Annotated in this window: 20 protein-coding genes; 9 read left to right on the forward strand and 11 right to left on the reverse strand. The window is 41.8% G+C overall.

Annotated features, from left to right (window positions below; all coding sequences use genetic code 11):
• Positions 1–9: 9 nt before the first annotated feature.
• The gene (petA, locus tag A3K91_RS04695; protein ID WP_062844219.1) at positions 10–594 is read right to left on the reverse strand and encodes a ubiquinol-cytochrome c reductase iron-sulfur subunit; all 585 of its coding nucleotides are present in this window, start codon (positions 592–594) and stop codon (positions 10–12) included.
• A gap of 495 nt (positions 595–1,089) precedes the next feature.
• Positions 1,090–3,033, reverse strand: coding sequence for an ATP-binding cassette domain-containing protein (locus A3K91_RS04700; RefSeq protein ID WP_062844220.1), 1,944 nt, complete (start codon positions 3,031–3,033; stop codon positions 1,090–1,092).
• A 239-nt stretch (positions 3,034–3,272) separates the two neighbouring features.
• Between A3K91_RS04700 and A3K91_RS04705 the strand changes: the two genes are divergently transcribed.
• The 3 genes from A3K91_RS04705 to A3K91_RS04715 all read left to right on the forward strand — a co-directional run bounded on the left by A3K91_RS04705 (position 3,273) and on the right by A3K91_RS04715 (position 7,084).
• Positions 3,273–3,533 carry a SlyX family protein gene (locus tag A3K91_RS04705; RefSeq protein ID WP_062844221.1) on the forward strand — a complete coding sequence of 87 codons (261 nt, stop codon included), beginning with the start codon at positions 3,273–3,275 and terminating at the stop codon, positions 3,531–3,533.
• A 219-nt stretch (positions 3,534–3,752) separates the two neighbouring features.
• A complete protein-coding gene (locus A3K91_RS04710; RefSeq protein WP_062844222.1) occupies positions 3,753–5,243 on the forward strand; it encodes a hypothetical protein in 1,491 nt (496 codons plus the stop codon).
• A gap of 374 nt (positions 5,244–5,617) precedes the next feature.
• A complete protein-coding gene (locus A3K91_RS04715) occupies positions 5,618–7,084 on the forward strand; it encodes an outer membrane protein transport protein (RefSeq protein ID WP_062844223.1) in 1,467 nt (488 codons plus the stop codon).
• A gap of 464 nt (positions 7,085–7,548) precedes the next feature.
• Here A3K91_RS04715 and putP read toward each other — a convergent pair whose 3' ends face one another.
• Positions 7,549–9,048, reverse strand: a complete 1,500-nt coding sequence (putP, locus tag A3K91_RS04720; protein WP_062844224.1) for a sodium/proline symporter PutP — start codon at positions 9,046–9,048, stop codon at positions 7,549–7,551.
• A gap of 465 nt (positions 9,049–9,513) precedes the next feature.
• Positions 9,514–10,386 carry a LysR family transcriptional regulator gene (locus tag A3K91_RS04725; protein ID WP_062844225.1) on the reverse strand — a complete coding sequence of 291 codons (873 nt, stop codon included), beginning with the start codon at positions 10,384–10,386 and terminating at the stop codon, positions 9,514–9,516.
• 321 nt (positions 10,387–10,707) lie between these two features.
• Here A3K91_RS04725 and leuC point away from each other — a divergent pair, with 321 nt between their 5' ends.
• From leuC to A3K91_RS04750, 5 genes are all read left to right on the forward strand, one after another.
• Positions 10,708–12,126: a 3-isopropylmalate dehydratase large subunit gene (leuC, locus tag A3K91_RS04730; protein ID WP_062844226.1), complete on the forward strand. Its 1,419-nt coding sequence runs from the start codon at positions 10,708–10,710 to the stop codon at positions 12,124–12,126.
• Between the two features lie 124 nt (positions 12,127–12,250).
• Positions 12,251–12,901 carry a 3-isopropylmalate dehydratase small subunit gene (gene leuD, locus A3K91_RS04735; RefSeq protein WP_062844227.1) on the forward strand — a complete coding sequence of 217 codons (651 nt, stop codon included), beginning with the start codon at positions 12,251–12,253 and terminating at the stop codon, positions 12,899–12,901.
• A 130-nt stretch (positions 12,902–13,031) separates the two neighbouring features.
• On the forward strand, positions 13,032–13,760 hold the full coding sequence (locus A3K91_RS04740; RefSeq protein WP_062844228.1) for a hypothetical protein: 729 nt from the start codon (positions 13,032–13,034) through the stop codon (positions 13,758–13,760).
• A 119-nt stretch (positions 13,761–13,879) separates the two neighbouring features.
• Entirely contained in the window at positions 13,880–14,983 is a 1,104-nt protein-coding gene (leuB, locus tag A3K91_RS04745; RefSeq protein ID WP_062844229.1) for a 3-isopropylmalate dehydrogenase, read from the forward strand.
• Positions 14,984–15,369: 386 nt separating this feature from the next.
• Entirely contained in the window at positions 15,370–16,491 is a 1,122-nt protein-coding gene (locus A3K91_RS04750; RefSeq protein WP_062844230.1) for a L,D-transpeptidase family protein, read from the forward strand.
• A gap of 261 nt (positions 16,492–16,752) precedes the next feature.
• Here the strand turns inward: A3K91_RS04750 and infA are convergent, their stop codons facing one another.
• The 7 genes from infA to dinB form a co-directional block, all read right to left on the reverse strand.
• Positions 16,753–16,974, reverse strand: a complete 222-nt coding sequence (gene infA / locus A3K91_RS04755) for a translation initiation factor IF-1 (protein WP_021814850.1) — start codon at positions 16,972–16,974, stop codon at positions 16,753–16,755.
• A gap of 106 nt (positions 16,975–17,080) precedes the next feature.
• Positions 17,081–17,938, reverse strand: a complete 858-nt coding sequence (gene truA, locus A3K91_RS04760) for a tRNA pseudouridine(38-40) synthase TruA (RefSeq protein WP_062844231.1) — start codon at positions 17,936–17,938, stop codon at positions 17,081–17,083.
• Positions 17,939–17,971: 33 nt separating this feature from the next.
• Positions 17,972–19,057, reverse strand: coding sequence for an asparaginase (locus A3K91_RS04765; protein ID WP_062844232.1), 1,086 nt, complete (start codon positions 19,055–19,057; stop codon positions 17,972–17,974).
• 162 nt (positions 19,058–19,219) lie between these two features.
• The gene (locus A3K91_RS04770) at positions 19,220–20,950 is read right to left on the reverse strand and encodes a FimV/HubP family polar landmark protein (protein ID WP_062844233.1); all 1,731 of its coding nucleotides are present in this window, start codon (positions 20,948–20,950) and stop codon (positions 19,220–19,222) included.
• A gap of 55 nt (positions 20,951–21,005) precedes the next feature.
• Entirely contained in the window at positions 21,006–22,775 is a 1,770-nt protein-coding gene (locus A3K91_RS04775) for a type IV pilus assembly protein FimV (protein ID WP_062844234.1), read from the reverse strand.
• 110 nt (positions 22,776–22,885) lie between these two features.
• Positions 22,886–24,088 carry a tRNA preQ1(34) S-adenosylmethionine ribosyltransferase-isomerase QueA gene (gene queA, locus A3K91_RS04780; protein ID WP_062844235.1) on the reverse strand — a complete coding sequence of 401 codons (1,203 nt, stop codon included), beginning with the start codon at positions 24,086–24,088 and terminating at the stop codon, positions 22,886–22,888.
• A 178-nt stretch (positions 24,089–24,266) separates the two neighbouring features.
• Positions 24,267–25,352: a DNA polymerase IV gene (gene dinB / locus A3K91_RS04785; protein ID WP_062844236.1), complete on the reverse strand. Its 1,086-nt coding sequence runs from the start codon at positions 25,350–25,352 to the stop codon at positions 24,267–24,269.
• Between the two features lie 191 nt (positions 25,353–25,543).
• Between dinB and A3K91_RS04790 the strand changes: the two genes are divergently transcribed.
• The gene (locus A3K91_RS04790) at positions 25,544–26,911 is read left to right on the forward strand and encodes an aminotransferase-like domain-containing protein (RefSeq protein ID WP_062844237.1); all 1,368 of its coding nucleotides are present in this window, start codon (positions 25,544–25,546) and stop codon (positions 26,909–26,911) included.
• Positions 26,912–26,920 lie beyond the last annotated feature (9 nt).

The raw sequence follows: 26,920 nt of genomic DNA on the forward strand, positions 1-26,920 counted from the left end.
ATACTCATATTAAGCCTCCCCAACCGTCAAAATGGTACCATCCATACCATATTCTGGGACGGGTAAATTAAGCGGTGCAGGAACGCCACTATATACGCGGCCTGCTAAGTCATATTTTGACCCATGACACGGACAGAAAAATCCACCATACCAATCGTTACCACCTAAATCCACCGCGCCCACATCAGGACGGTAGTTCGGTGCACAACCCAAATGCGTACAAACGCCTTCAACAACCAATACGGTTGGATCCAAAGAACGAGTAGGGTTTTTGCAGTATTCAGGCTGTAAAGACGCATCAGACTCAGGATCGGACAGTAAAGGTTTAACTGACTCTAGTCCTGCGACCATATCTTCGGTGCGTTTAACCACATAAATAGGTTTGCCACGGTATTTGACAACGATCATTTGTCCTGCTTCGATAGAACCAATATCTTGGGTCACTGCAGCCCCTGCAGCCTCAGCTTTAGCACTTGGATACCAAGAGCGGACAAAAGGGGTTGCCACAGCAGCTACCCCAGCTGCACCAATTGCGGCAGTCGAGGCAATAAGAACTCTACGGCGTTGTACATTAACGCCTTCGGCTTGGCTCATTAATACTTCCTCCAGGTGAATGAAATGGGATTACCCCACACTGGGTTTGTGGCTTAGAAAATATACAATATCAAGCCACTTTAGCTGTGCCTAATCTTGCTAATTGTTGCTATTCTAAGCTATTTCGGTGATAAAATAAATTATTGCGTTAAAAATAAAGCAACCTTTATAGGACATATTATAAGGTTGAATATGATGACCAGCATAAAATGACTAATATTATCAATGTCTAGCATCTATCTTTTTACTAGGGATTGTAAATGTGATGACCTTATAATTAATAAGGATATTTAGTAATAGCGCATGATACTTGAAATTGCGGTAATGTTCACTAACTTTCAGTATCTAAACAGATTGTAACTGCTCTATAAACGAATAATCACCACTTTATCTCATAAAGTGGTGATTAATTTACGACCTTTAAGTGTTTATTGATGCAAAAATGAGAAACGTGTAGTCAGTCTTTCTAAAGGGATAATAGGCCATACATTGCTATTAGCTCTCAAGCGTACTCCAGCGTTCAAGCTTATTCATCATTTCTTCTTCGATAACCAGTAAGCGTTCACTAGCAGCGGTGGCTGCTTCAATATCTTGTGTAAACCATGAGCCGTCCGCCAGCTTTTCTTCTAACTGGCTTTGCTCTGCTTCTAAGGCCGCAATCTCTTTGGGTAAATTATCAAGTTCACGTTGTTCATTATAGTTGAGCTTTTTGATGGCTTTTGCTGGTTTTGCCGTTACTGTCGACTTATTAGCCGCTTTGGTATTAGCACTATTATTGACTGGTGCTCTAGCAGCACGAGCAGCTTCTTCGCGGACTTTTTGTATCAGATACTCTTGATAACCACCAACATATTCTTTAACAATGCCTTTACCATCTTCATCCTGATCAAACACCCAGGTAGACGTGACGACATTGTCCATGAATGAGCGATCATGACTGATAAGTAAGATAGTACCGTTAAAGCTACTGACTGATTCTTCTAATAGTTCGAGAGTGGCCATATCCAAATCGTTGGTAGGCTCATCTAGTACCAAAATATTAGCAGGCTTTAATAGCTGCTTGGCCAATAGTACACGATTACGCTCACCGCCTGATAGCGCTTTTACTGGGGTACGAGCGCGCTCTGGTGCAAATAAGAAGTCTTGTAAGTAGCTCATGATATGCGTCTTACGACCACCAACCTCGACAAAATCAGAACCTTCTGAAACGTTTTGCGCCACGCTGGCTTCAAGGTCTAGCTGGTCACGCAATTGATCGAAAAATGCAATTTGTAAATTGGTACCAAGCTCAACATTGCCTGTTTTGGTTACTTCAGCATCAGACATATCGAGTAGGGCTTTAATTAATGTGGTTTTACCCGCACCGTTAGGACCGACAATACCAATTTTATCACCGCGCATAACCGTCGTACTAAAGTTGTCAACCAAGACGTTACCATCGTATTCGAGGTGCAGGTTTTTAACTTTACAAACCAGCTTACCGCTTTTCTCGCCTTCACCCATCGTGATATTGACGTTACCAACTTGCTCACGTCGACCACTACGCTCTTCACGTAATGCTTTTAGTTCGCGTACGCGGCCCTCATTACGAGTGCGGCGCGCTTTGATACCTTGGCGAATCCAAACTTCTTCTTGCGCCAGTTTTTTGTCAAAGTTGGCATTGTTCTTTTCTTCAGCCAATAATTGCAGCTCTTTGAGCTCTTGATAGCGAGCATAACCTTTGGCACCTTGGGTGACGTCATAGCTGGTCAATTGACCACGGTCAAGCTCGACAATACGAGTGGCCAATTTATTAACGAAGGCTCTATCATGGGTTACAAACAATAGCGTCAAACCTTGCCAATCAAGCAAGAAACGCTCTAACCACTCAATGCTCTCAACGTCCAAATGGTTGGTTGGCTCATCCAGTAACAATACATCAGGTTTGGTGACCAAAGATCTGGCGAGTAGGACGCGGCGCTTACGACCACCGGAGAGTGATGACAAATCGTCTTCTGGATCCAATCCCATCGTTGTAATCAGACGTCTAGCATCACGCTCTAAGTCCCAGCCATGCACCGCATCGATGTCATGTTGTAGCGTTGCCATATGCTCACAAGCATCCATGTCACCATTGGCACACAGATCAACTTGTTTATTATAATTAATCAATAAGTCAGCAGTGCGGCGACTGCCACCCATGACGATATCTAAAATACGTCCACTCGTTTCAGGGACGTCTTGTTCTAGCATAGCAACACGCATGCTGCTATTGGTAATAATCTCACCGCTATCAGGCTGTAATGAGCCATTAATCAGTTTAAATAACGTAGACTTGCCTTCGCCATTGCGGCCAATCAAACACACACGCTCACCTGCATTAATAGCAAAATCAATGCCATCAAGAACTGGTGCGACGCCGAATGCTAAGTGAATATCTTTTAAATGTATCAGTGCCATAGATTATCTTAAGCTTATATAATAGAGAAGTAGGGGTTGTTGCAAAATTGCTAGCAGTATAACATGCCACCACGTGACTGTAGTGAGCGTAAATGGTTTTATAAGTACTATTTATAACTTTTACGGCAAGCTATTATGTTATGGCCATTAATCAATATTTAGTGCCACTATTCATTGATTGCTAATCCTTGTCATTAGCCAATAAATCTTGCCTTATTTATCACAATTTAGAGAATAATATGAACCAATCTAATACTCAAAATGACGCCTCTATTGCACCCCATGAATGGCAAACACAGCAAGTTATTGACCTACAAATGAGCATGGCACATCTTGAGCTGACAGTAGAGAGGCTTGACGAAGTTATTGCAAGACAAGACAAGGATATTCAAACGCTTCAAAGACAGCTACAACTTATTTATAAACAAGTTGAAAGTCAGGATACAGAAGGTGGGATTGCGCCTTTCGATGTAATGGCAGACAAGCCACCGCATTATTAATATTCATAAAAGAGTCATCTACATTAAAATAAATAAAAACTATAAGCCTATTTTTAGACAAGTGTAACGTTGAATGACTGTATGGTCATAATAGAGAAATAAGGTGTTTTTATAGTTGTTTTCATGTTCGAATATCTTTAATATCGCTCATCTCGGATACTGCTTGCCTAATCAAAATGGTTTTAGTAGTAAAACAATGCGGATGTTTGGAGATATACAATGCGGGCGAATTTTCACTTAAAAACTCTTACAGTAGCGGTTGCTACCCTTTCTGTTATTAGCGTTGCTAACGCTGCTGGTCTTGATCGTTCAGGCCAAGACATCACCGCATTCTTACAAGATGGCACTTATGCCGAAGCTGTCTATACCTATATCGATGCTGATGTTACGGGGCGTGACAATGCGTATGTTGGTTCGGACAAGAATGCCTATCAACAAGGTAAGAAGATTGATGACATTGCTGAATCATATGACTTTTTTCGTTATGGCGTAAAAGCAGACGTTAATGACACGTTTAGCGTCGGCATTCTATATGACGAGCCGTTTGGTGCTGCCGCAGATTATAGTGGCGATAATAATTTTGTTGCAAGAGGTGACCTTGATGCATCAGTTAATGCAATTTCGAACGGTAACGCAAGCAGCATAGCAGATGCTGGAATAAAAATTGATGGATTGACTGCAGGTGCAAGACAAGCAGGTATAGACGCAGCAAACTTTGCAGCACAAGCACAAACTGCTACTACTCCGCAAGCAGCAGCACAATTTGCACAACAAGCTCAAGCAGCCCAAGCTCAAGCCCAAACTCTAGCTGGTCAAGCACAATCTCTTGGAGCCGCTGTAGCAGCTGCACGTGCAGAGGCAGCGACTACTGGTGAAGGCACAAACGTTGAAGTTCGTACGCACAATATCACTGGTATCTTGGGTGCCAAACTTGGTCAAAATAAAAACTTCCAAATATATGGTGGTCCTGTTGCTCAGCGTATCGAAGCAGATGTGAAACTTCGTGGTATTGCTTATGGTCCAGCAACTGGCTATACAGCACATATTAGCCCTGATCAAGACTATGGTTGGTTAGCTGGTGTTGCCTATAGCAAGCCTGAAATTGCCCTTAAAGCTGCTCTAACATATCGTTCTGAAATTGAACACAGTGCAAGTATCAGTGAAACCTACCCTTTGGTTGCTGCATTAGGTGGTAATCCTACACAAGGCAATGTGCTTGAGATAACTACGCCTAAATCAGTCAATTTTGACTTTCAAACAGGCATTAACCCAACTACGTTAGCAACTGCAAAGGTTCGCTGGGTGCCTTGGGGTGATTTTGCTATCGTTCCACCGCTTTATAATGAAGTTAGTAAGCGTTCTACTAATGATGATAAAGGGTTACCCTTGGTTGACTATGATGATGATCAGTGGCAGGTAGAGCTAGGTCTTGCCAAGCGCTTGACGCCAGCATTTGCTGTAACTGGCACAGTTGGTTGGGATAGTGGTGCAGGTAATCCTGTCACTTCATTAGGACCTATTGAAGGTTACTATAGTGCTGGTCTTGGCGCAAAATATAACCTTACCGAAAACTGGGCAGTATCAGCTGGTGGTAAATACTTGTGGTTCGGTGATGCCAAAGGACAGATTCCAAATAAAACTATAGTTAGTAACTTCGAAGATAATGATGGTTTCATCCTTGGTGCAAAGATTTCTTATCAAGCAAAATAACGTATAGAAGAGTTGTACTGTTAAAGTCTTTAATAATGAAGTAAAAGCGATCCGTAATGGGTCGCTTTTTTATTGAGTCCTTGATATATAAAACTTTATTTTAATTATCAATCTAAAATTAATGAATCCCGTTTCTCCAACATTATAGTAATCAAAAATGTGTCTTCATAAATAAGAATCCGTATGTTGTTTATATTTTATATGTACTGTTCAGTCATATTTGAGAAATAAAGTGCTTTAATTGTTGTCTTAGTGTCAAAAAGGCATTAGTATTCAACTTAGGACACTACTTGAATCATCGAAATATCACGCATAGGAATGCTAAGTATTGATGATTCAAGTATTAAAACAACGAGGACGTTTGGAGATACACAATGCGCACTACCTTTCATTTAAAAACCCTTGCAGTAGCAATTGCCACACTTTCTGTTGCTAGTGTAACCAATGCTGCTGGTCTTGATCGTTCAGGGCAAGACGTCACCGCTTTCTTACAAGATGGAACGTATGCAGAAGCCGTTTATACCTATATCAGTGCTGATGTAAGTGGTAAAGACAGTGCCAATAACGTCCCTAGCAATAATACCTATGTTGAAGGTAATGATACTGGTGATATCGCCGAAGCTTATGACTTTTTCCGTTATGGTGTAAAGACCGATATCAACGATACTTTTAGCGTTGGTGTTTTATACGATGAACCTTTCGGTGCCGCTGTTGATTATAGAGGCGATAGCAATTTTGTCTCAAAAGGCGATGTTAATGCTTCTATCCAACAACTGTCTGGAGGACGAGTTAACGCACAAACTCTTCAACCTACTATTGACGTTTTAACAGCCCAAGCCGCAGCAGAACCTGATGCGGAGATACGAGCAGGTATTGTTCAACAAATAACGAATCTCAGTACTATAGGAGCAACAGCTCGAGCAGAGGCGGAAAGTGCAGGGGAAGGTACTAAGGCAGAGGTTCGTAGCGAAAGCTTGACAGGGATTCTTGGCATGAAGTTTGGTGCCAATAAACAATTCCAAGTTTATGGTGGTCCAGTAGCACAGCGTATACGAGCTGATGTCCAATTGCGTGGACTGGCTTACGGCCCTGCTACTGGCTATACATCAACCAGTAACCCTGATATGGATTATGGTTATATCGCAGGTGTTTCTTTCAGTAAGCCTGAAATTGCTTTAAAGGCTGCGTTGACTTACCGTTCTGAAATTGATCATGACATAAAAATAGCTGAAACTTATCCTCTAGCAGGTATCAGAACTGAAGCAGGTGCTCTTCAACAAGGAGCTACTCCAGAACAAGCTGCCGCTTTAGGGGCAGCAGCAGCAAATCGAACCAGTGAATACGAAGTTACTACCCCTAAATCAGTCAATTTTGATTTTCAAACAGGTATCAATCCAACGACATTAGCTACCGCAAAGGTTCGCTGGGTACCATGGAGTGATTTTGTTCTGACGCCACCGCTTTATAATGACGTGAGTAAGCTTAATCCTCTATATGCAGAAGATGGGTTAGATATCGTAAATTATGATGACGATCAGTGGCAGGTAGAGCTTGGTCTTTCTAAACGCTTAGCACCAGCATTAGGAGTCAGTGGTACAGTTGGTTGGGACAGTGGTGCGGGTAACCCAACAACTTCATTAGGTCCTGTTGAAGGGTACTATAGTGTTGGTCTTGGTGCCAAATATAATGTTACTGAAAATTGGGCGGTATCGGCAGGTGGTAAATACTTGTGGTTCGGTGATGCCAAAGGTCGTTTACCAACGGGTAAGATTGTTGGAGATTTCCAAGACAATGATGGTTATATCTTAGGTTTGAAACTTTCTTATCAAGATATCAAATAGTACCCATGTTTAGCAGTACTACTAGATAAAAAAGCGATCCGTGATGGGTCGCTTTTTTTATGAAAATTATTAATAAATTGTCTATATAGAACGCACCGAGAAAAAATCAATCATAAAGTTTTTAGACACCTATATGGCTTGTGTACTCTCTAAAATTTTGGTCACATGATTGCGCAGGTTGTTTGGTTATAACAAGAGATACTGTATTTATAGAAATCACTCAGTGAATAGATATAAACAGTGGTCAAAAATAACTTCTAAAAGTATTCATGGAATTAATAGTACGACAAATTTTCAGATTTGATCTGTAAATGCCATAGTCTAATCTTAAACATGAGTCTTTAGACAAAGATGGTTTTTATCACATCAGCTGTAATGGCCCACATTGTCGGATGAACAGTTACTCATAAAAAAACCTCGCCAGTGTTGGCGAGGTTTTTTTAGTGATAAAGTACTTTATCGATTTACTTGTTCAAATTGAGTTCCATTTCTTTATACTTCGCAGCCACTGAAGGTCTTGGACCACCAGTCATGATACTAACCGCAAAGATTGCAATAGTACTTAAAATGAAGCCTGGAACAATAGCATATAACCAGCTATTTAATGCCATACCGTTTACTTGGAAAGGACCATAGATCCATAAGATAACAGTTAAGGCACCAATAACCATACCGGCAACAGCGCCGTTACGGTTCATACCGCGCCAAGTAAGACTGAAGATTACTAATGGTCCAAACGCGGCACCAAATCCTGCCCAAGCGTTAGATACCAAGCTCAATACTGAGCTATCTGGATTTGAAGCCAACAAAATGGCCACAACAGCGACGACAATCACTGAAATACGACCGACCAATACTTGGCGAGCTTCAGGTGCATCCTGGTCAAAAAACAGTTTATAAACGTCTTTGGTCAATGAGCTTGACACCACGAGTAGCTGTGATGAGATAGTACTCATAATCGCTGCCAAGATTGCAGCTAATAAGAAGCCTGAAACCAATGGATGGAATAAGAACTGGGTGAATACTAAAAAGATGGTCTCTGGATCGTCTAGAGTCATGGCTGTTTTTTGTACATAGGCACGACCTGCAAAACCTGTCATCAATGCCCCGATAAGACTGACAATCATCCAGCTCATACCGATATTACGTGCAGTAGGAACATCTTTTATTGAACGAATAGCCATAAAGCGAACAATAATATGTGGTTGACCAAAATAACCCAAACCCCATGCCATTAACGACACAATGCCAATAACACTCATGCCATTGGTGATATTTAGCATGGTTGGATCAATATTTCTTACCGCTTGCGTAGTGGCTGAGATACCACCAAGATCAGTAAAGGCGACGACAGGTACAATGACCATTGCAAACAGCATGATGATACCTTGTACAAAGTCGGTCATAGAAACCGCTAAGAAGCCACCAAATAGTGTGTAAGCGACAACCACACCTGCGGTTACCCATAGACCTGTGCTATAAGATAGATTGAGTGAGCTTTCGAATAGTTTACCACCGCCTACTAAACTTGCGGCTGTATAAACGGTAAAGAATAAGATGATAACCACAGCCGAAATAACGCGCAGCATGTGCGATTTATCTTCGAAACGATTAGCAAAATAATCTGGTAGGGTAATAGCATTATCAGCAACCTCGGTATAAACACGAAGTCGCGGTGCCACGATAAGATAGTTTAAAAAGGCACCCAGCGTCAGGCCAAGCGCAATCCATATACTGACCACACCATCTGCATACATGTAACCTGGCAGACCAAGCAATAACCAACCTGACATATCAGAAGCACCAGCAGAAAGTGCAGTGACCGCTGGTCCTAAATTACGTCCCCCTAATAGGTAACCTTCCGTATCATTGGCTTGCTTAAAATAAGCGTAAATGCCAATCCCAATCATCACTAAAAAATAGGCGCCAAGTGATATTAGTACGCCACTAGAAACTCCGTTCATATAAATTGTCCTTAACCAATATTATTGGCTGTAATTATTTATAACTGTCAAATTTGATCTCAAAAGCGATGTTTCAAACAATATTTAAAAACAAAAAAAGCCATTAAGTAGGACATAATGGCTTCTCTCAGTATTTGCTGTTAGTTTTATATGATTGGTAGTTTCTAGAGCGACTATTCAAATCATAAAGAAGGAGCAATGGGAATTTCGTATCCCCTATATTTACTTTGGTTGCTCGTTTTACTATTGATTTGTAGATAGTAGCCGCCTATAAAACCAATCATTTAAAACCACTAAACCTACTGTTAACCATCATATCTTACTCGAAGTATTCAATATATGACTATCAGTGCTCTTATGGTAAATTTTTGTTGGAAAACAACGTCAACTGCATTATAACGTATGACTATCACAAATGCGAACAGCTTATTTTATAAATTGAATATAATAAGTATATGCGCCTCACTATTCAATAGGAGCAAGTAAGTCTAATAAGGCAGTCACGCTGCTAGATGGCGTTAATTTTGGGTTGATTACGACGCCTAAGTAACGCTGTAATTCAATATTATCCGCCATATCAATACGTTCCAAATCTTGACTAATCATAGTCTGTGGCAGTACTGACCAACCAAGACCGACAGAAACCAACATGCGAATAGACTCAAGTGGATTGGTGCTCATGGTGGCATAAGGCTTGAGATTGTGCTTTGCAAATTCAGCCAACGTAATCTGACTGGTAAACGTGTTGGCCGATGGTAAAATAGCAGGATAGCGTGCCAATTGCTCCAAAGTGACATTAGATTTGGTGGCCAAAGGAGACAGTGTGCCTGTCATAAAGTACAGAGGGTCAGACCATAATGTATGATAGCTCAAACGTTTATCATAAACAGGAGGTAACGTGACGAAGGCTAGGGACAAATCGCCATCCAGTACCGCTTTGTGAGCTTTCTCTGAATCAACAAAGTGTACTTCTAATTGTACCGCTGGGTAGGTTTGAATAAAGTGCTTAAGTACAGGAGCTAAATGATGCAAACCAATGTGATGACTGGTACCGATGACCAATTTACCAGAGACAATGTGCTGAGAATGCTGCAGATTGATTTTAAAATTTTCATAATCTTCTAACCAACGCTTGGCATGAGGTAGCATTTCGCTAGCAGCTTGGGTCGGCACGATCCCTCGTCCAACTGTGTCAAACAAAGTAATGTTGAATTCGTCTTCCAGATTTTTGATACGCTTACTGACAGCAGGCTGTGTGATGAACAGCTTTTCTGCTGCGCCCGAGATACTGCCTGTATGCATGACAGTAACAAATGTCGTTAAGTTTGTGGTGTTCAAGCGAATGTCCTTAGCTATGTAGCGAACTATAAATAAAAGTTAACTGACTTAATCACAGTGTATTAGAAATAAAAGTTTGCATCTGGTTAAAAATCATCAATTATTATTATAGGATTAGCCTGCTATAATCACAAGACATCAAGGCGTATTGTGGCATATTTATTGTAGCAACTCAGAAATTTGGCATATAAAGCAAGTCTCAATGCCCCAATACGGTAATAAATACAAGATAGAAATGCTATTTGAACACGCACTTTGCCTGCTACTGTTATATGGGCGAGTGAAATATTCAATGATTAGTAACCAATAAAGGATAAGAACATGGCCGGTCAAACGTTGTACGACAAACTTTGGAGCGCTCACGAGATCACCAAACGTGACGATGGTTCAAGCCTGATTTATATTGACCGCCATTTGCTGCATGAAGTGACAAGCCCGCAAGCATTTGAAGGGTTGGAGTTGGCAAATAGAGCGCCATGGCGCTTGTCTGCCAATATCGCAAGTCCTGATCATAATGTGCCAACAGTGTCTAAAGAGCGCCTAGAAGGGGTGTCTGGTATTAAAGACAAAGTATCACGCTTGCAAGTGGTCACATTGGATGACAATTGTACCAAGTTTGATATTGCTGAATTTACTATCAATGATGCTCGTCAAGGCATCCTACATGTAGTGGGTCCTGAGCAGGGCTTGGTATTGCCAGGTATGACAGTAGTGTGCGGCGACTCGCATACGGCGACACATGGCGCACTTGGTTGTTTGGCTCATGGTATTGGCACGTCAGAAGTTGAGCATGTGCTAGCCACGCAGTGTTTGATTCAAAAGAAATCAAAAAACATGCAAATTCGCGTCACTGGTACGCTTGGTGCTGGTGTGACATCAAAAGATGTGGTATTAGCCATTATTGCTAAAATTGGTACGGCAGGTGGTACAGGATATGCGATTGAATTTGCAGGACAAGTGTTTGAAGACATGAGTATGGAAGGTCGCATGACTGTCTGTAACATGGCGATTGAAGCAGGTGCTCGTGTGGGTATGGTCGCTGTTGATGATGTCACCATTGATTATGTTAAAGGTCGTCCATATGCGCCAAAAGAATCACAATGGCAGCAAGCTGAAGCTTACTGGCGTACCTTGTATTCAGATGACGACGCGGTATTTGATACTGTGGTTGAAATTGACGGTAGCCAGATAGCACCGCAAGTATCGTGGGGAACCTCGCCTGAAATGGTTGTCGATATCACGCAATCAGTACCAACGCCTGATCAAGCGGTTGATGAAGCGCAAGAAGAGGGTTGGTTACGTGCCTATACCTATATGGGATTAGAAGCTGGGCAAAAAATCACAGACATTCAGCTTGATCGTATTTTTATTGGTTCATGCACCAATTCGCGTATTGAAGATTTGCGTGATGCTGCGGCAGTTATCAAAGGCCGTAAAGTTGCTGATAATATTAAAGAAGCGATCGTTGTCGCTGGCTCAGGACAAGTAAAACTACAAGCAGAAGCAGAAGGTCTTGATGCCTTGTTCACTGAAGCTGGGTTTGAGTGGCGCGAGCCGGGTTGCTCTATGTGTCTTGCCATGAATGCGGATAAGCTTGAGCCCCAAGAACACTGTGCTTCAACGTCTAACCGTAACTTTGAAGGTCGCCAGGGTAATGGTGGACGTACGCATTTGGTCAGTCCAGCAATGGCAGCAGCAGCAGCGCTCGCAGGTCACTTTGTTGACGTAAGAACGTTTTAATACTAATGGTTGATGATCGGTCGGTGTCGATAAAAGTACATTGTAAGAGAAGTAAAGACTGATTGTTTTCCAGCGGTTTAATGACTACCACACATTAGCGACAACATAATTGATAGGATATTTTATGCAAGCTTATAACACTCAAACAGGTATCGTTTGTCCACTTGATCGCGCAAACGTAGATACCGACCAAATTATCGCAAAGCAGTTTTTGAAATCCATTAAACGGACAGGCTTTGGTGTGAATTTATTTGATGATTGGCGCTATCTGGACGAAGGCTACCCAGGTCAAGACAACAGCACACGAATCATCAATCCAGACTTTGTATTGAATAAACCACGCTATCAAGGCGCTACGATTTTGCTGGCGCGTAGAAACTTTGGCTGCGGCTCTAGTCGTGAGCATGCACCTTGGGCGTTGTCTGAGTATGGCTTTCGTACAGTCATTGCACCAAGCTTTGCTGATATTTTTTATAATAACTGCTTTAAAAACGGTATGTTACCCATTGTATTAGATGAAGCGATTGTCGATACTTTAATGAAAGCGACTTTTGCTAATGAAGGTTATGAGCTGACTGCCGATCTTGAGCGTCAGGTGGTGATCACCCCAACGGGTGAAGAGTACGCTTTTGAAGTGGACGCGTTTCGCAAGCATTGCTTGTTAAATGGTCTTGATGACATTGGTTTAACGTTACAGCAAAGCGATGCGATCAAAGATTACGAGCATAAAATGATGCAGAAAACACCTTGGATATTTAACGAGGTGCGAGCCTAAGTAGTCAGTTTCTAGCAGACAGGTAATAAAAGCTCTGAGTAGTAATAATGCAGCGTTGAGTTATAGTGATGAACTGGCTAAAATAAAGGACAGTTCTTCATTATCTCTATCACAAATAGTAGCCGCCATTATGAATAAAAAACGTTATGCGTTATGGACCAGTACAATTTTTGCCGCAACCTTATTGGTGTCTGGCTGTCAAGTATTAACTGGCTATCAAAAGATAGATGAAGCAGAAAGTGCTAGGTCATTGGTAGGCAGCATTCAACCGCTCGATGGCGAGGTAAATATTGCTTGTGCGGGTACTTATCACTGTGAAATTGTGCAGATAGACAGAACGTTGATTATTGCACCTGACACTCATGAGCCAGTCAATCCTAATATGTTGGTAACTTTACCAAATCGTAATGGTATTAAAAAAACGGCAAATGCACCGATAAATATGGACATGGCACCGCTGACCAATAAATATGCAATCAAAGTAGTGCCATTATCCGCATCAGCAATGCCGGGTTTGACCAATTATTATGCTCGAGTCATGCCTGCAAAACGCGAGGTACATGTCAATTTTTACCCAGAAAACAATGAGGGTTATGTAGAACGCTTTGCGATGATTCATGACTTTGTTGATACAGGTACTTATAAGCTGCGGGCTTATCAAAAAAAATCTGATACAAACTCTGGTAGCTTATTAGAGACTGCTTCACCTGAACCTTTATGTGTCGATCTGCTGCAAGACAATCAAGTACAGCGCCGATTCTGCAAACAACTCGACACTGAGCACCAAGGTGAGTTTGTAGAAGCGAGTGTAAGGCAAGGATTATCAGCAGTGTCGAACACTAAAAAAGTCAAAGCATAGCAGTGTGTTTAGCAATCACGTATGAACGCTCAAATAATAGTGAGCAATAATGCGTCATAACACTGTCAATTAATAAAAATTATCAATTAATAAAAACTTATTCGTTTAAAAGGACCAGTATGGCAACGATTTTAACATTAGCAGGCGATGGTATTGGCCCTGAAATCATGACTCAAGCCATTGATGTGCTCGAAGCCGTCAATAAGAAGTTTGCATTGGGTTTGACACTTGAATCAGGACTTATTGGTGGGGTAGCGATTGACGCAACTGGCGAGCCTTTACCAGAGGAAACTCTGACGCGTGCACGTGCTGCAGATGCTGTATTACTAGGAGCAGTTGGTGGTCCTAAATGGGATAGTATCGAACGTAGTAAACGCCCAGAGCGCGGCCTACTTAAGATCCGTGGTGAGCTTGGTTTGTTTGCTAACCTTCGAGTAGCAAAACTATATTCGCAGCTTGCTAATGCATCAAGCATCAAGCCTGAGATCATCTCAGGCTTGGATTTATTGATCGTTCGTGAATTGACTGGCGGCATCTATTTTGGCGAGCCACGCGGTATTCGTACATTAGAAAATGGCGAGCAGCAAGGCTATAACACCATGGTGTATAGCACCAGCGAGATACAGCGCATCGGTAAAGTGGCTTTTGAGTTGGCAAAAACGCGGGCGCAAGCCGCAGGTACAGCGCCAAAGGTATGTTCGGTAGATAAGGCAAATGTCTTAGAAGTGACTGAATTGTGGAAGCAGACGATGATCGAGATGCAGCAAGCAGACTACAGCGATGTGGCGTTATCGCACATGTACGCTGACAATGCTTGTATGCAACTTATCAAAGATCCTAAGCAATTTGATGTTATGGTCACAGGCAATATGTTCGGCGATATTTTATCTGACGAAGCAGCGATGCTGACGGGTTCTATCGGCATGCTACCATCAGCAAGTCTTGATGAAGCTGGTAAAGGGATGTATGAGCCGTGTCATGGCTCAGCACCTGATATTGCCGGTCAAGACAAGGCTAATCCACTGGCAACTATTTTATCTGTAGCGATGATGCTTCGCTATACCTTCAAACAAGAAAAGGCGGCGCAAGCCATTGAGCAAGCAGTCAGCGATGTCTTGGATGATGGTTTGCGTACTGTCGACATCTTAGATCGTAACGAAGAGGGACTCAAGCAAGTTGGCTGTCAAGAGATGGGACAGGCAGTATTGACCAAACTGCTCTAAAGCCCATTTGAGGAAATCAATTTTCTCTTAGGATTGTTAAAAAGCGTCAACTGATACTTTATCAACCCATAAATTGCTTCGCAGTTTATGGGTTTTTTATTGCTTATTCATTGAAGATAAAAATGGACAGCAACGGTTTACGCCACATTAAAAATCTTCTTATCAGCAGTGTTAACAGATATGCTGCACAATTCAGATGCTTTTAACATAAAGCTGTTACATCCTCACAGAATAATGTGTCAACATGAGTTGTTTGTTAAACTTAAAAAGTAACGCTCGGAATAGCTTAATAAAGTTATGTATCGAGTAAGTGGGCATTCGAAGTAATAAGTCTTAATAACAAAATCCTTAATAACAACAGCATAATAAAAAATTAGGAGCATTACATGTATCAATTGAAAAAGGTAAGCGCTGCACTCGTAGCGGCAGGTTTATCGACAGCAATTTTTATGAGCCAGAGCGTTGCAGCGACCAATACTGATCAGAGTGCAAATGACACAACCAGTATGGCTATGAATGATGTCAGTCCAGTTACTAATGGTGTCAGTCAAAAGCCGATGGGTAATAGCAAAACGGTCAGTTCACTCAAGAACTTACTCCCTGTTATTAACTATACGACAGATAACTTGTCTCCTATGGCAACAAAGGTAAATGCAGCAAATTGGAAAACAGGGGCAAAAATAGACCGTACCACAGGGACTAAGTTGCAGACACTACTAAACTGGCATCATAATGGTGTGGGTCCCGTAGATGGATACTGGGGTAAGAATACTCGCAAAGCAATGCAAGCATTTCAGAAAGCAAACGGTCTGAGCGTTACTGAAAATTTGAATAATGAGACATGGCAAGCATTAACTAAAAATGAAAAGCTGGTTGCCCAGCCTGTGTTGGTGAGTTACCAATTGAGTGATGATGATGTAAACATCAAAACGACTAAAATACCTACTGACACAAAAGAAAAGGCTAAGCTCGACGGCATGTATTATGAAAGCCTCACTGAAGCGCTGGCAGAAAAATTTCATATCAGTGAAGATTATTTAAAAGCATTGAATCCTAATGCTAAGTTTACAGCTGGCGAGACCATCACTGTCTATAACCCCAGTAACCCTAACACCAAACCTGTCAGCAGAGTCGTTGCAGATAAGGCTACTGAGACATTATATGCCTATGACAGTGATAATAAATTGATTGCCAGTTATCCCACTACGGTAGGGAGTACAGCAACACCGTCACCAACAGGAACGCATACCGTAGAAGTGAAGGTACATGAGCCTAATTACACGTACACCGCTGATGATGGTAGCAAGTCTATTATTCCGCCAGGGCCCAACAATCCTGTTGGTCTAGTCTGGATTGGACTCAGCAAACCCACGTATGGTATTCATGGTTCGCCAGATCCTGCTCGTATCAGTCGCCAAGCATCGGCAGGTTGTATCCGTCTAACCAACTGGGATGCACTGGCACTTTTAGGGGTAATCGAAAACGGTGCCACTGTTGAATTCAAATAAAAGCTGGTTCATGATTTAGAATCAATATTCTCATGGCCTATAAAGCAGACAAAAAAATACCGCTGATATTAGCGGTATTTTTTTAATGAAATAAGTTGCTTGCAGTCAAAACTAAAACATTGATAGGCAATAATGAGTAGGTTAGTATTTTCATTATTATTATCAGTTAAACCACTCAAACATTCATATCAGCGGTAAAAAACAACGTAACAACTGGTGGTACATGTAAATGCTTTTATAACCATCTTAATTGATAAGAATTTAGTTCTTACCACGATAAGTAATGCGACCTTTAGACAAGTCATAAGGTGTCATTTCTACCTTAACCTTATCGCCTGTTAAAATACGGATATAGTGTTTACGCATCTTACCAGAAATGTGAGCGATGATTTCGTGTCCGTTTTCTAAACGCACTTTGAATAAAGTATTTGGAAGGGTGTCAATGACTTCGCCTTCAAATTCAATGATATCGTCTTTTGCCATAATTTGTATCAATCAATTAAAAATAAGCCCATATTATACGTAAGTTGGCTGGTTAAAGCAATACAGAACCTGGTTTTGACTTGACAGTCTGTAAGTGATATGTATATCAATCAGGCAAGTTGAGCCAAAGTGGCGTTAAAGGCGCTTTTGGAAGCATTTTCTGAAAGCGATCAGGATAGTAAGCATTAATAAAATACAAACCGTCACCAGATGCGGTTGGCGGTGCTATGGTGCGATCTTTTTTGTTTAAAATATTCAAAAAATCTGTCGGATCAAGTTCGTGTCTACCAATAGCATATAACGTGCCCATTAAATTACGAACCATGTGATGCAAAAATCCATCTGCTTGAATATCAAAAACGATGAACTGACCGTGAGAAAACAAGTTTGCATGGCTAACCTGACGCACAGGTTGGTTGGATTGACAGGCCGCAGCACGATAACTGCTAAAGTCATGTGTACCCACGATATCGGCTGCCGCCAATTGCATTGCTTCTAAGTCAAGCGGCTCATAAATATGCGTCACCTGATGGTTGAGTATCGCAGGACGCTGGGCTTGATTGAGGGTGATATAACGGTATCGACGTGCAATGGCACCAAAGCGTGCATGAAAGTCAGCTGGCATAGGCTGAATCCAGCGTAGCGCGATATCATCGGGCAGTAGGCTGTTTACACCGCGCAACCAGTTATGTGTAGGTCGATACGCACGCGTGGTAAAATGAGCAATCATATTACTAGCGTGTACACTGGCATCAGTACGGCCAGCAGCGATGACTTCTACTGGCTCGTTGGCGACCTTACCGATGGCTAGCTCCAACGCTTCTTGTACACCCAGTACTTCTCGCTGCCGTTGCCACCCATGATAATTCGTACCTAAAAACTCAATAGCAATTGCTAAGGTATAGGTTGGTAAGGATTCAGGCTTGCTGGTTTCTATATCAGCCAGTGTTGCAGTATTGGGCATTGTATTGTTAACGCTTATAAAATGAAAGAGAATTTACCGTTTTTTGATAGTCGTGCCAGTTTGGGTCACATTATTTAACCAGCGCTGTCGGCGTCTCGCTGGACTATCATAGCGTAGCAACAACCACAGCAAGCGTGCATAAACCGCGGGAATGGTCAAACGCCCACCAGAGATGACATGGTGATCGTATTGCCAACTGCCAGCAGCATAGCTATCGCTAACACCGCCAAACGGACATTGGCTCGTACCTACCAGCAAATGTCCTTTTTTATGAGCAAGCTCTAAGGTTTCTGCCAATGCTGCTGAATAAGGAACATTACCAGCACCAAACCCCATTAAAATAATGCCAGAAGGCGGCTGTGATAGTAAGGCTTGTAATTGACTGTTTATTGCTTCAGCATCATTGGGCAAACAATACAAAGCGTTAACGCGCACGCTTTTCGCACGACTTTGAATATTGTTTAGTACTTCTTGTTGGTCATCTAGCCAATGCTGACGGCGGGTATCTGGTAGGCTTCTTACATAACTGTTGGCCGGATACGCGGCTCTAAAATGACCTGTGAATGCCATCAAATCATGACTATGAATTTTTTGAACCGTTTGGGCCGGCCATGCCTCACCACCAAAACTAATTTTGACGCCAGATTCACCCGCTGCTGCCAACTGTAGTGATTGATTAAGATTGTCCCAAGCATCGCTATGCTCATCGATACAATAAGAGTGGATCACTTCACTGTCTAGTAAAGGACGCATACTCCCAGTTAAGACAATACAGATATCACTACCAGCAAAAGCTTCTGCCAAAAAAGCGCCCAAATAGCTTAGCGTGTCTGTCCCAGTAATCAACACAAAACGTCTACCACCTTGCGTATAGGCAGCCAATAGAAGCTGATAAAAATGGGCAAAATCGCTGGGTGTCAATTGACTGCTGTCTTTGAACAACGTGTTGTCTAACCATGAGCTTTTTGGTAGATGAGCTGTGTGCGCTTGAGCTGCTAATAGCTCCTGCACGATAGGTAAAAACACGTCTGCTGATAACGATGATAAAGGTTTTCCATAGCTACCAAAGGTGCCACCAGCATAAATCAGTTGAATAGGATCAGATAGAGTCTTTGTCATAGTAGAGGATGGCATAGTATTGGTACGATAAAAGAAGATAAGGCAGTAATAATAGATAATATAAAGGCGAAATGCAAAAAAATCAGCAAGTATTCTATGTCATATACTCATAGAATACTTGCTGATGAAAAACTAAGTTATTTGTGATACTGGTATCTGTAATTACGCTGTGCGTTTAAGCAGAAGTTTGGCTTGATTTTGTTGTTCATGGTTGCCTTGAACCATAACTTCATTGAGTAAACGTTTGGCGCTATCGTATTCACCCAATTGTACATACTGAGTGGCCAAATCTAACGTCACTTGATTACTATCCAGCGATTTTACAAAATCAAAGTCTGCTGAAAAACGAGATGCAAAATCCTCTGTTGATTCGGTATCAATTTCATTTTCAAGAATAACGCTGTTATCTGCTTCGACAGGTGCTGATGACGTCGGCTTTGTTAAAGCACCACTTAGCTCAAAGTCAAAGTCTTCCTCTAATACGGTGTTGTCATCGAATAATAGTGGCTCAGAAGAATTAGTAACCTGTGGCGTATCCGTAATTTCGTGTTCTACAGAGTTGTCGTCAAATCGTTGCTCTTCAAACCTGATGTCTTCAAATTTACTATCGTCAAGGGTGCTACTTTCAGAGCTACTGTTTTTAGAGTCAGTATTTTCAAAAGTGTGGTCTTTAGAGATATTGTCTTTAGAACTGCTGTCTTCAAAGTCAGTATTTTCAAGAATGAAATTATCGATATCATTGGTTTCTTCAAGAGCAGGTACAATGCTTTCTGACACAGTCTCGGTATTATTTGATGCATCAAAATCATCTAATGATAAGACGAAATCATCTTCATTTTCATTTTGATTAGCCTCAATGCTCAATTCTTCGACGATTGATTCTTTATTATCAGTAATCGTATCGGTCTCAGCATCGCTTACTAAATCATCAAAATCTAAGATGAACTCTTCGCTATCTAACGTCATATCTTCGTTAGCGCTATCAGCATTGCGTGAAGCTACAGGTGTGTTTGTTTGAGTCTTATCGGTCTCAGATGAATCAAACTCAAAGTCAAAATCAATGATATCGCTGTCTTCGCTAGTAGTCTCATCGACGGTAGCGGTATTAAAACTTTGCTCTTCTGTGTCGTTCAATGAGGTTACAGGCGCTACACTAGTAGTGACTGGTTCTTCAAAACCATGATCTTCAAAATCATTGTCAAAGTCACTGAGGGTAAGATCAAAGTCGTTTTCTACTGACTCATTAGTAGAGCTGATATGATCAAACTCATTTGATGTTGCAGTTTGATGGGTTTGCTCATTTGCCCAAGTAGGATTGCTATCTTGTACAGCTGGCTGATCAGACAGTACTTTTTGATCATCAGTTTGACTGATCGGTAAGTCAAAATCTATGCTTTCAAAGTTAGTATGATCTTCTACTGGCGCTACTTCTGCAGCAACAGGCGCTTGCTCTCCAAAGAACAAAGCTTTTAATTCATTGGCCTGAGTGATACTTTGTGGATCGCTCTGAGTCTTGATAGTGTTATAAACATTATTAAAGTTTTCGGGCTGATCTAGCGTGGCATAAATGCTCAGTAGCTTAAGCAATAATTGACTATCGTTCGGCTTCTCATTAAGTCCACGAGTTAGTGTCTCAATGGCTTTGTCATGGCGCTGTTGATCAATAAAACGCTGGGCGATTGTAATGTGATCAAATTTCTTATCAATATCTTCACGGCTATGAGCAGGGATATTATCATTGGTTTTGGCAGTCGGCGTTAGAGTAGCGGCCTTTTTTCCTGATTGAATAGCGGGTGGTATTGACGTTTCTTGTGCTTTCTTTTTGCGCAATACTAAAACAGCTACCAATAAGATGAGCACCAATCCGGCGATGATATATAGCATATTGTCCATAATTACTCCAACGCCTATCTATGATCATGGCGTATTGCATTGATCAATCAGGCAATTATTGATTGCGTAGTTTTTTAAGACGAGCTTGTAGCTCAGCCAGTTTTTGATTTTGTAATTGAATTTTTTTAGCATAGTTATCAAGTGTACTACTGGTTTTTGATAACCGCTGCGCTTGTGTTGCTGTACTCTGTCTTGATGATTTTAGAGTCGCTAATATATCTGTGCTAAGCCCATTACCTTTGGTCGCTGCTGATTTTGCCTGCGTGCCATCGGCACTTCCATTGTAATCAGGAGCCAGTACTGAAAACTGAGCTTTTGGCAACGTTTGCGTCTTAGTGGTTGCAAGCTCTACACGTGGTTTGGTTGTTTGAGCCCTCTCAGATGACGATGGAGAGCGCTTTTCGGTGGTTTCCGGTATGACAGAAGCGTTTGAACGCCGACTATATTGTCTTTGTGCGCTAATAGCGGCTTCTAATTTTTTCTGTGACGGAATTACATCGTAGCTGGGTAAGCTTAGCTTCGCATCTGCTTTTAGTTGACCTGCGTCTCTATTGATAAAAGCATCAGGGTTTTGTGATTGAATCTGCTTCATCACGGTCTGCACATTCAGATTATTTTCTTGTGCAATCTGCTGCGCTATCATCCATAAGCTATCGTTGCGTTGTACTTGGTATTGAGCAGTCACGCTATTAGTCATATTGCTAGAATTAGCACTGGCAACAATCTCAGGATTATTATTAACTTTGGCTTCAGAGTTTGCGATATTAGCCGGTATATTGCCAGTTGAAGCAATTGCAGAAGTGGCATCGCTCGTACCAAGGTTTGTCTCTGAGTTTTTAACAGCCAAATCTTTAGCCATATTGGTATTGAGAGTAGAGGCAGCAACGGTGCTGACTTCTTTTTCGCTTCTTGGCTGTATCTGACGAGTGACTTGTATATTCAAAATATCTAGCTGTTTGTCAGTAATGGCTTGAGTGGGTGCCTTATCAACTGCAATGACATCTTTACTGTTGTTTGCATCATTGGCAGTGGTACTATTATTATTGAGCCTATCGTTGGCTATACTCTCAATAGAATTGACGCCAACGCTGCTTTGCTGGGTTGCGCTATTAGCTTTATCCGTCAAACGACCATTATCCAAACGGCTAGGTGCATAAGAAAGGCTATTGCCTGCTGAGGCAGTAACGGTAGGCGCTTGTATGCGAGTTGCCTGCATACTGGGCACAGGCGATTTTGCAGCGATCAATTCACTTGTCGATGAATGGACTGCTGGCAGACTAGATGTTGGTACCAATGGCGGCGGTGCACCTCTTCTGAGCGTTAACGGCTTGGCAGTACTTGCAGATACACTTGGTAAGTTGGGCTTTTTTGCCCCTGTGTTGATGTTAGTAGATGTGTTAATAGGCAAGCCATCATCGAGCGGCATCAGCAAGGTTTTGGGAATAACATTACTCTGACCTTTGTCGTTGATGGTTAATACCACATCAGCAAAAGGTTTCGATACCGGCTGTGATGTGGTGATAATGACTCGACCGCTGGTAGCTGAAGTTGGCGTGAAGCGTACCATCATTGAATCTGTTTTGGTCAATCCCATTTGCTGATAAATGGCTGGATTTGCTAAGCTTGCTGAAAAGTCTGCTGCTCGAATATCGGTGACGACAATACTTGCTGCTAGCGGCTCATGTTGGGCAGAGGTGACTACCGTCTTGCCAATCGTTGCTGCTTGAGCACTTGAAGTCAGAGCCACGTAGCCGACAGAATACAGTAATGCCATCGAAATCGCGCGATGTACAGTAGTCAAGCGATAAGAGAGATGACAAGACATGAGCCGCCCTTTAGGATATAAGTTGTCTTTGCTGTTATAGCAAAATACTAACCAGTTTACCAGTTTATTTCACAACTGTTGTGACCAATAAAAAAATGTTTGTATCGTGTTTAATTTGCTTTTTTATCGAGCAACATAGCATCGCCGTAACTAAAGAAACGGTATTGTTTTCCAATAGCATGTTGATAGGCATGTTCGATGGCAGCTTTGCCAGAAAAAGCGGAGACCAACATCAATAAAGTAGATTTGGGCAAATGAAAATTGGTCAGTAAACGATCTATTACCCCGAACTTAAAACCAGGGTAAATAAATATATCTGTATCGCCTGACCAGCTAGAAAGTGGTTGACCTTCTACTGCAGTCTTTTGATACGCAGTTTCAAGGACGCGAGTGACCGTTGTACCAATGGCAATGACTTGGTTGCCGTTTGCATGAGTTTGGTTGATGAGATCAGCGGTTGCCTGCGGTAAATGGGCATATTCACTATGCATGGTGTGATTGAGCAAGTTGTCTGTCTTAACGGGCGCAAAAGTACCAGCGCCAACGTGCAGCGTGACAAAAGCTGTATTGATGCCTTTTTCTGTCAGTTGGTTCAATACGGATTCATCAAAATGTAAGCTTGCAGTAGGGGCAGCCACGCTCGCAAGCTTGGCTGGATCATGAAAGACAGTTTGATAACGCGTATTATCAGTGTCATCTGCATGACGCTCAAAGTAAGGTGGAATAGGTAGCTCGCCATACAGTTCTAGGTGAGGCAAAATAGGGGCCTCAAACGCCAAGATAAATAGATTGTCTTGACGACCAATCATAACCGCGTTCATATGACCATTAGCCAGCGATACGCGCTGCCCAAGCTTAGGCGCTTTACTGGCTTTTACATGACAAAGCGCAATATGTTCTTTATTGATAGTCGTATCGTCTATGGTTTCTACGTGTAGAGTGGTTACATCCAAATCTGAGAGGTTTACCAAACGCTCAATCAATACCTCAATCTTCCCACCTGTGTCTTTTTGACCAAATAATCGCGCCTTCATCACTTTGGTGTCATTAAACACAATCAAATCGCCTGCATTTAATAAATCGGGTAACTCAGCAAACAAACGATCCTGCACACTGGCTGTGTTTTTCTGATTATCAGTGGCTAGGTATAGCAGTTTTGAGGCAGAACGTTGTGCCAGTGGATAGCGAGCAATAAGGCTATCTGGCAACTCATAATCATAATCATCAACGCTCAAATAGTCTAAGACGTTGTTGTCTGTATCGTTGTCAATTAAGGCAGGAGCCGTAGAGTCTAGCGCATGAGAATCGGTCATAATGAGTCTTTAAATGAATAGAAATTTTGGCACAATTGTAGCAGAAATGAGATTGTGAGAGGATAGCTAAATATGATTACTCACACCTAAGAGTAGCTTAAATTTTATAAATAGCCTAAGCGTTAATTTGTAATGATAGATGATGAACAAAACCATCTAAAATTTATTAGCTATAAAACTACTCAAACAAATTGAGCTGAGGCAACAGTTGTGCTGCTGGCACTAATGATGAAAAGGTAACGCCCACTAGTCGAATGGGAAGCTGGCGCGGAATATCTAAAAACAACTTATCAAGCCAGTAATGAGCGGATTCAGCGCTATCAAAAGCTGTAGAGAGCGTGTGTGTACGCGTGATTTGAGTGAAGTCTGCGTACTTTACTTTTAGGGTAATGGTATGAGCGATGAGCGCCTTCTTTTGTAGTTGATTAAATGCATCCTCATTTTGTTCATAAATCTGAACGCGTAAGGCATTATCATCGTTGAGATTCTCTGTAAAAGTGGTCTCCGAACCAACAGACTTATGCGTGCGCTCTGATTTTACCGCACGCTCATCACGCCCATGTGCAATATCATGATAAAACTGTCCACGCTTACCAAACTCTTGCACCAATAGAGTCGCTGACAGATTCCGAAGATCAGCACCAGTATTGACGCCCATCGCGTGTAAACGCTGAGCAGTTGCCTTACCTATACCGTGAAAGCGCTCGATAGGTAAGGTGCTAATAAAAGCCTCGCTATCTTCTGGTGTGATGATGGCTGTACCATTGGGCTTGTTAATATCAGAGGCAATTTTGGCCAGCATTTTATTAAAAGATACCCCAGCAGAAGCCGTCAACCCGGTGTGCTCGAGAATCTGGGCGCGTAACCAATTGGCCATTAAAGTTGCCGACCCTTGGTGAGCTGTTAGCCCTGTGACGTCTAAATATGCTTCATCCAGCGACAACGGCTCAACATGTGGTGTTAAGTGGTACATAAGCTGACGTATCTCACTGCTAACAGTGCGATAAACCTCAAAACGTGGTCGTACAAATATCACTTCTGGACAGCGTTTGCGTGCCTCGTAGCAAGACATAGCAGAACGCACACCAAATTGACGCACTTCATAACTGGCCGCCGCCACCACACCGCGACCATTTGGATCGCCGCCCACGACCAACGGTTTACCTCGCAACTCTGGAAAATCGCGCTGTTCAACACTGGCATAAAAGGCATCCATATCTATATGGATAATCTTACGAGGACTGGGGCTTTTGAAGGTTGTCATAGTACTTATTTTACCTGACAGACAGTTTGAGTTCAGTATCAATTATTCGGTAATACAACTAATATAGTCCTACGTTTTGATACTGACTTGTTTAAGCCATTGGTGTGATTGTTGGTCAGATAACGGCATAATATGAGCGACATATCTCTAAAACCTTGCGATAAGGCTTATACTAAAGATGGAGTTGCAGTGTGAAAAAGTTTGAAGAAATATGTTTAATAATCATTGATGACATTAAGTCTGGTAGAAAAAAAATTGGAGACAAAATACCTTCAATTCGTGCCATGTCAAAACAATATAACGTGTCAAAAAATACCATAGTGAACGCGTATAGCATTTTACTCGAACAGCGTTGGATCAAGGCGTTACCCAAATCAGGGTTTTATATCAGTGAAGATTTATCCAGCAAAGAGATGCACAATACCATGTTGGATTTGACCAATGTTTATAATGGCGTCGATTTACTTGAGCAACAGCTGGTCAACGAGTACAGTCACAAACCTGGCGAGGGTAGATATCCAAGAGAGTATATGGATAAGCTCAAGCTAGACAGTTATCTGGGTTACCCGAATTGTGGCGACAAACCTTCCTATCTTGACTATGGATATGGCGATCCAGCTGGTAACAGCATGCTTCGAGGACTGATCACTGACATACTGAAAAATCATTCTCTTAACGTTGATCCGCAAAATGTGTTAATGACGTATGGTACCAATCACAGTGTGGATTTAATCATTAGGCATTTTTTGTCAGAAGGCGATAACGTTATCGTAGAGTCGCCTGGATATTACCCTTTATTCAGCAAGCTTAAGCTTAATAAAGTGAATATGATTGCGCTCAAAAGAACCAAGTTTGGTTTAGATGTGAACAATCTAGAAGCCATTATTCAAAAAAAGCACCCTAAAATGTTATTTCTGCAGCCCTGCGCGCACAATCCAACAGGGACAGACTTAACCGTAGAAAACCTTGAAGCCATTAAGTCGGTCTGCGTAGAAAATAACGTCATTATCGTTGAAGATGATCCTTTTTTACTGATTCGAGAAAAAGCCGCCAGTTATCTATTTAGTGAAGACGAGCCTGTCATTTACCTAAGCAGCTTTTCAAAAACCGTTTCTGCCTCGTTACGATGTGGTTTTATCGTCGCCTCTAAGCCATTAATAAAATCACTTACGCGTCTAAAAATGATAACGGTCATCAATACGTCATCCATCACCGAAAACATCCTTAATCATATGATCAGTAGTGGCACGCTAGACAATCATCTTCAAGCACTAAAAAATCTGTCACATGAAAAGTCGGCCGAATCAATAACGGCGCTGAGTACTATCGAAGGCCTAAAGCTTTATCCTCACAATCCCAGTGGTCATTTTTTGTGGTTTCGTATTCCAATGGATGACAAAAAAGTCGTCAACTACGCCAGAAAGAACAATATTTTTATGGCACCAGGCAATCTGTTTTTTCCTTGTGAGAATACGTATTTTGCCTTGAGAATCAATAAATTCTATATAGACCAAACCACCGTTACATTCATTGAAGAAGAGATTTTTAATACGCGTTAGCCTATGATT

Source organism: Psychrobacter alimentarius, from assembly GCF_001606025.1.
Lineage (GTDB): Bacteria > Pseudomonadota > Gammaproteobacteria > Pseudomonadales > Moraxellaceae > Psychrobacter > Psychrobacter alimentarius.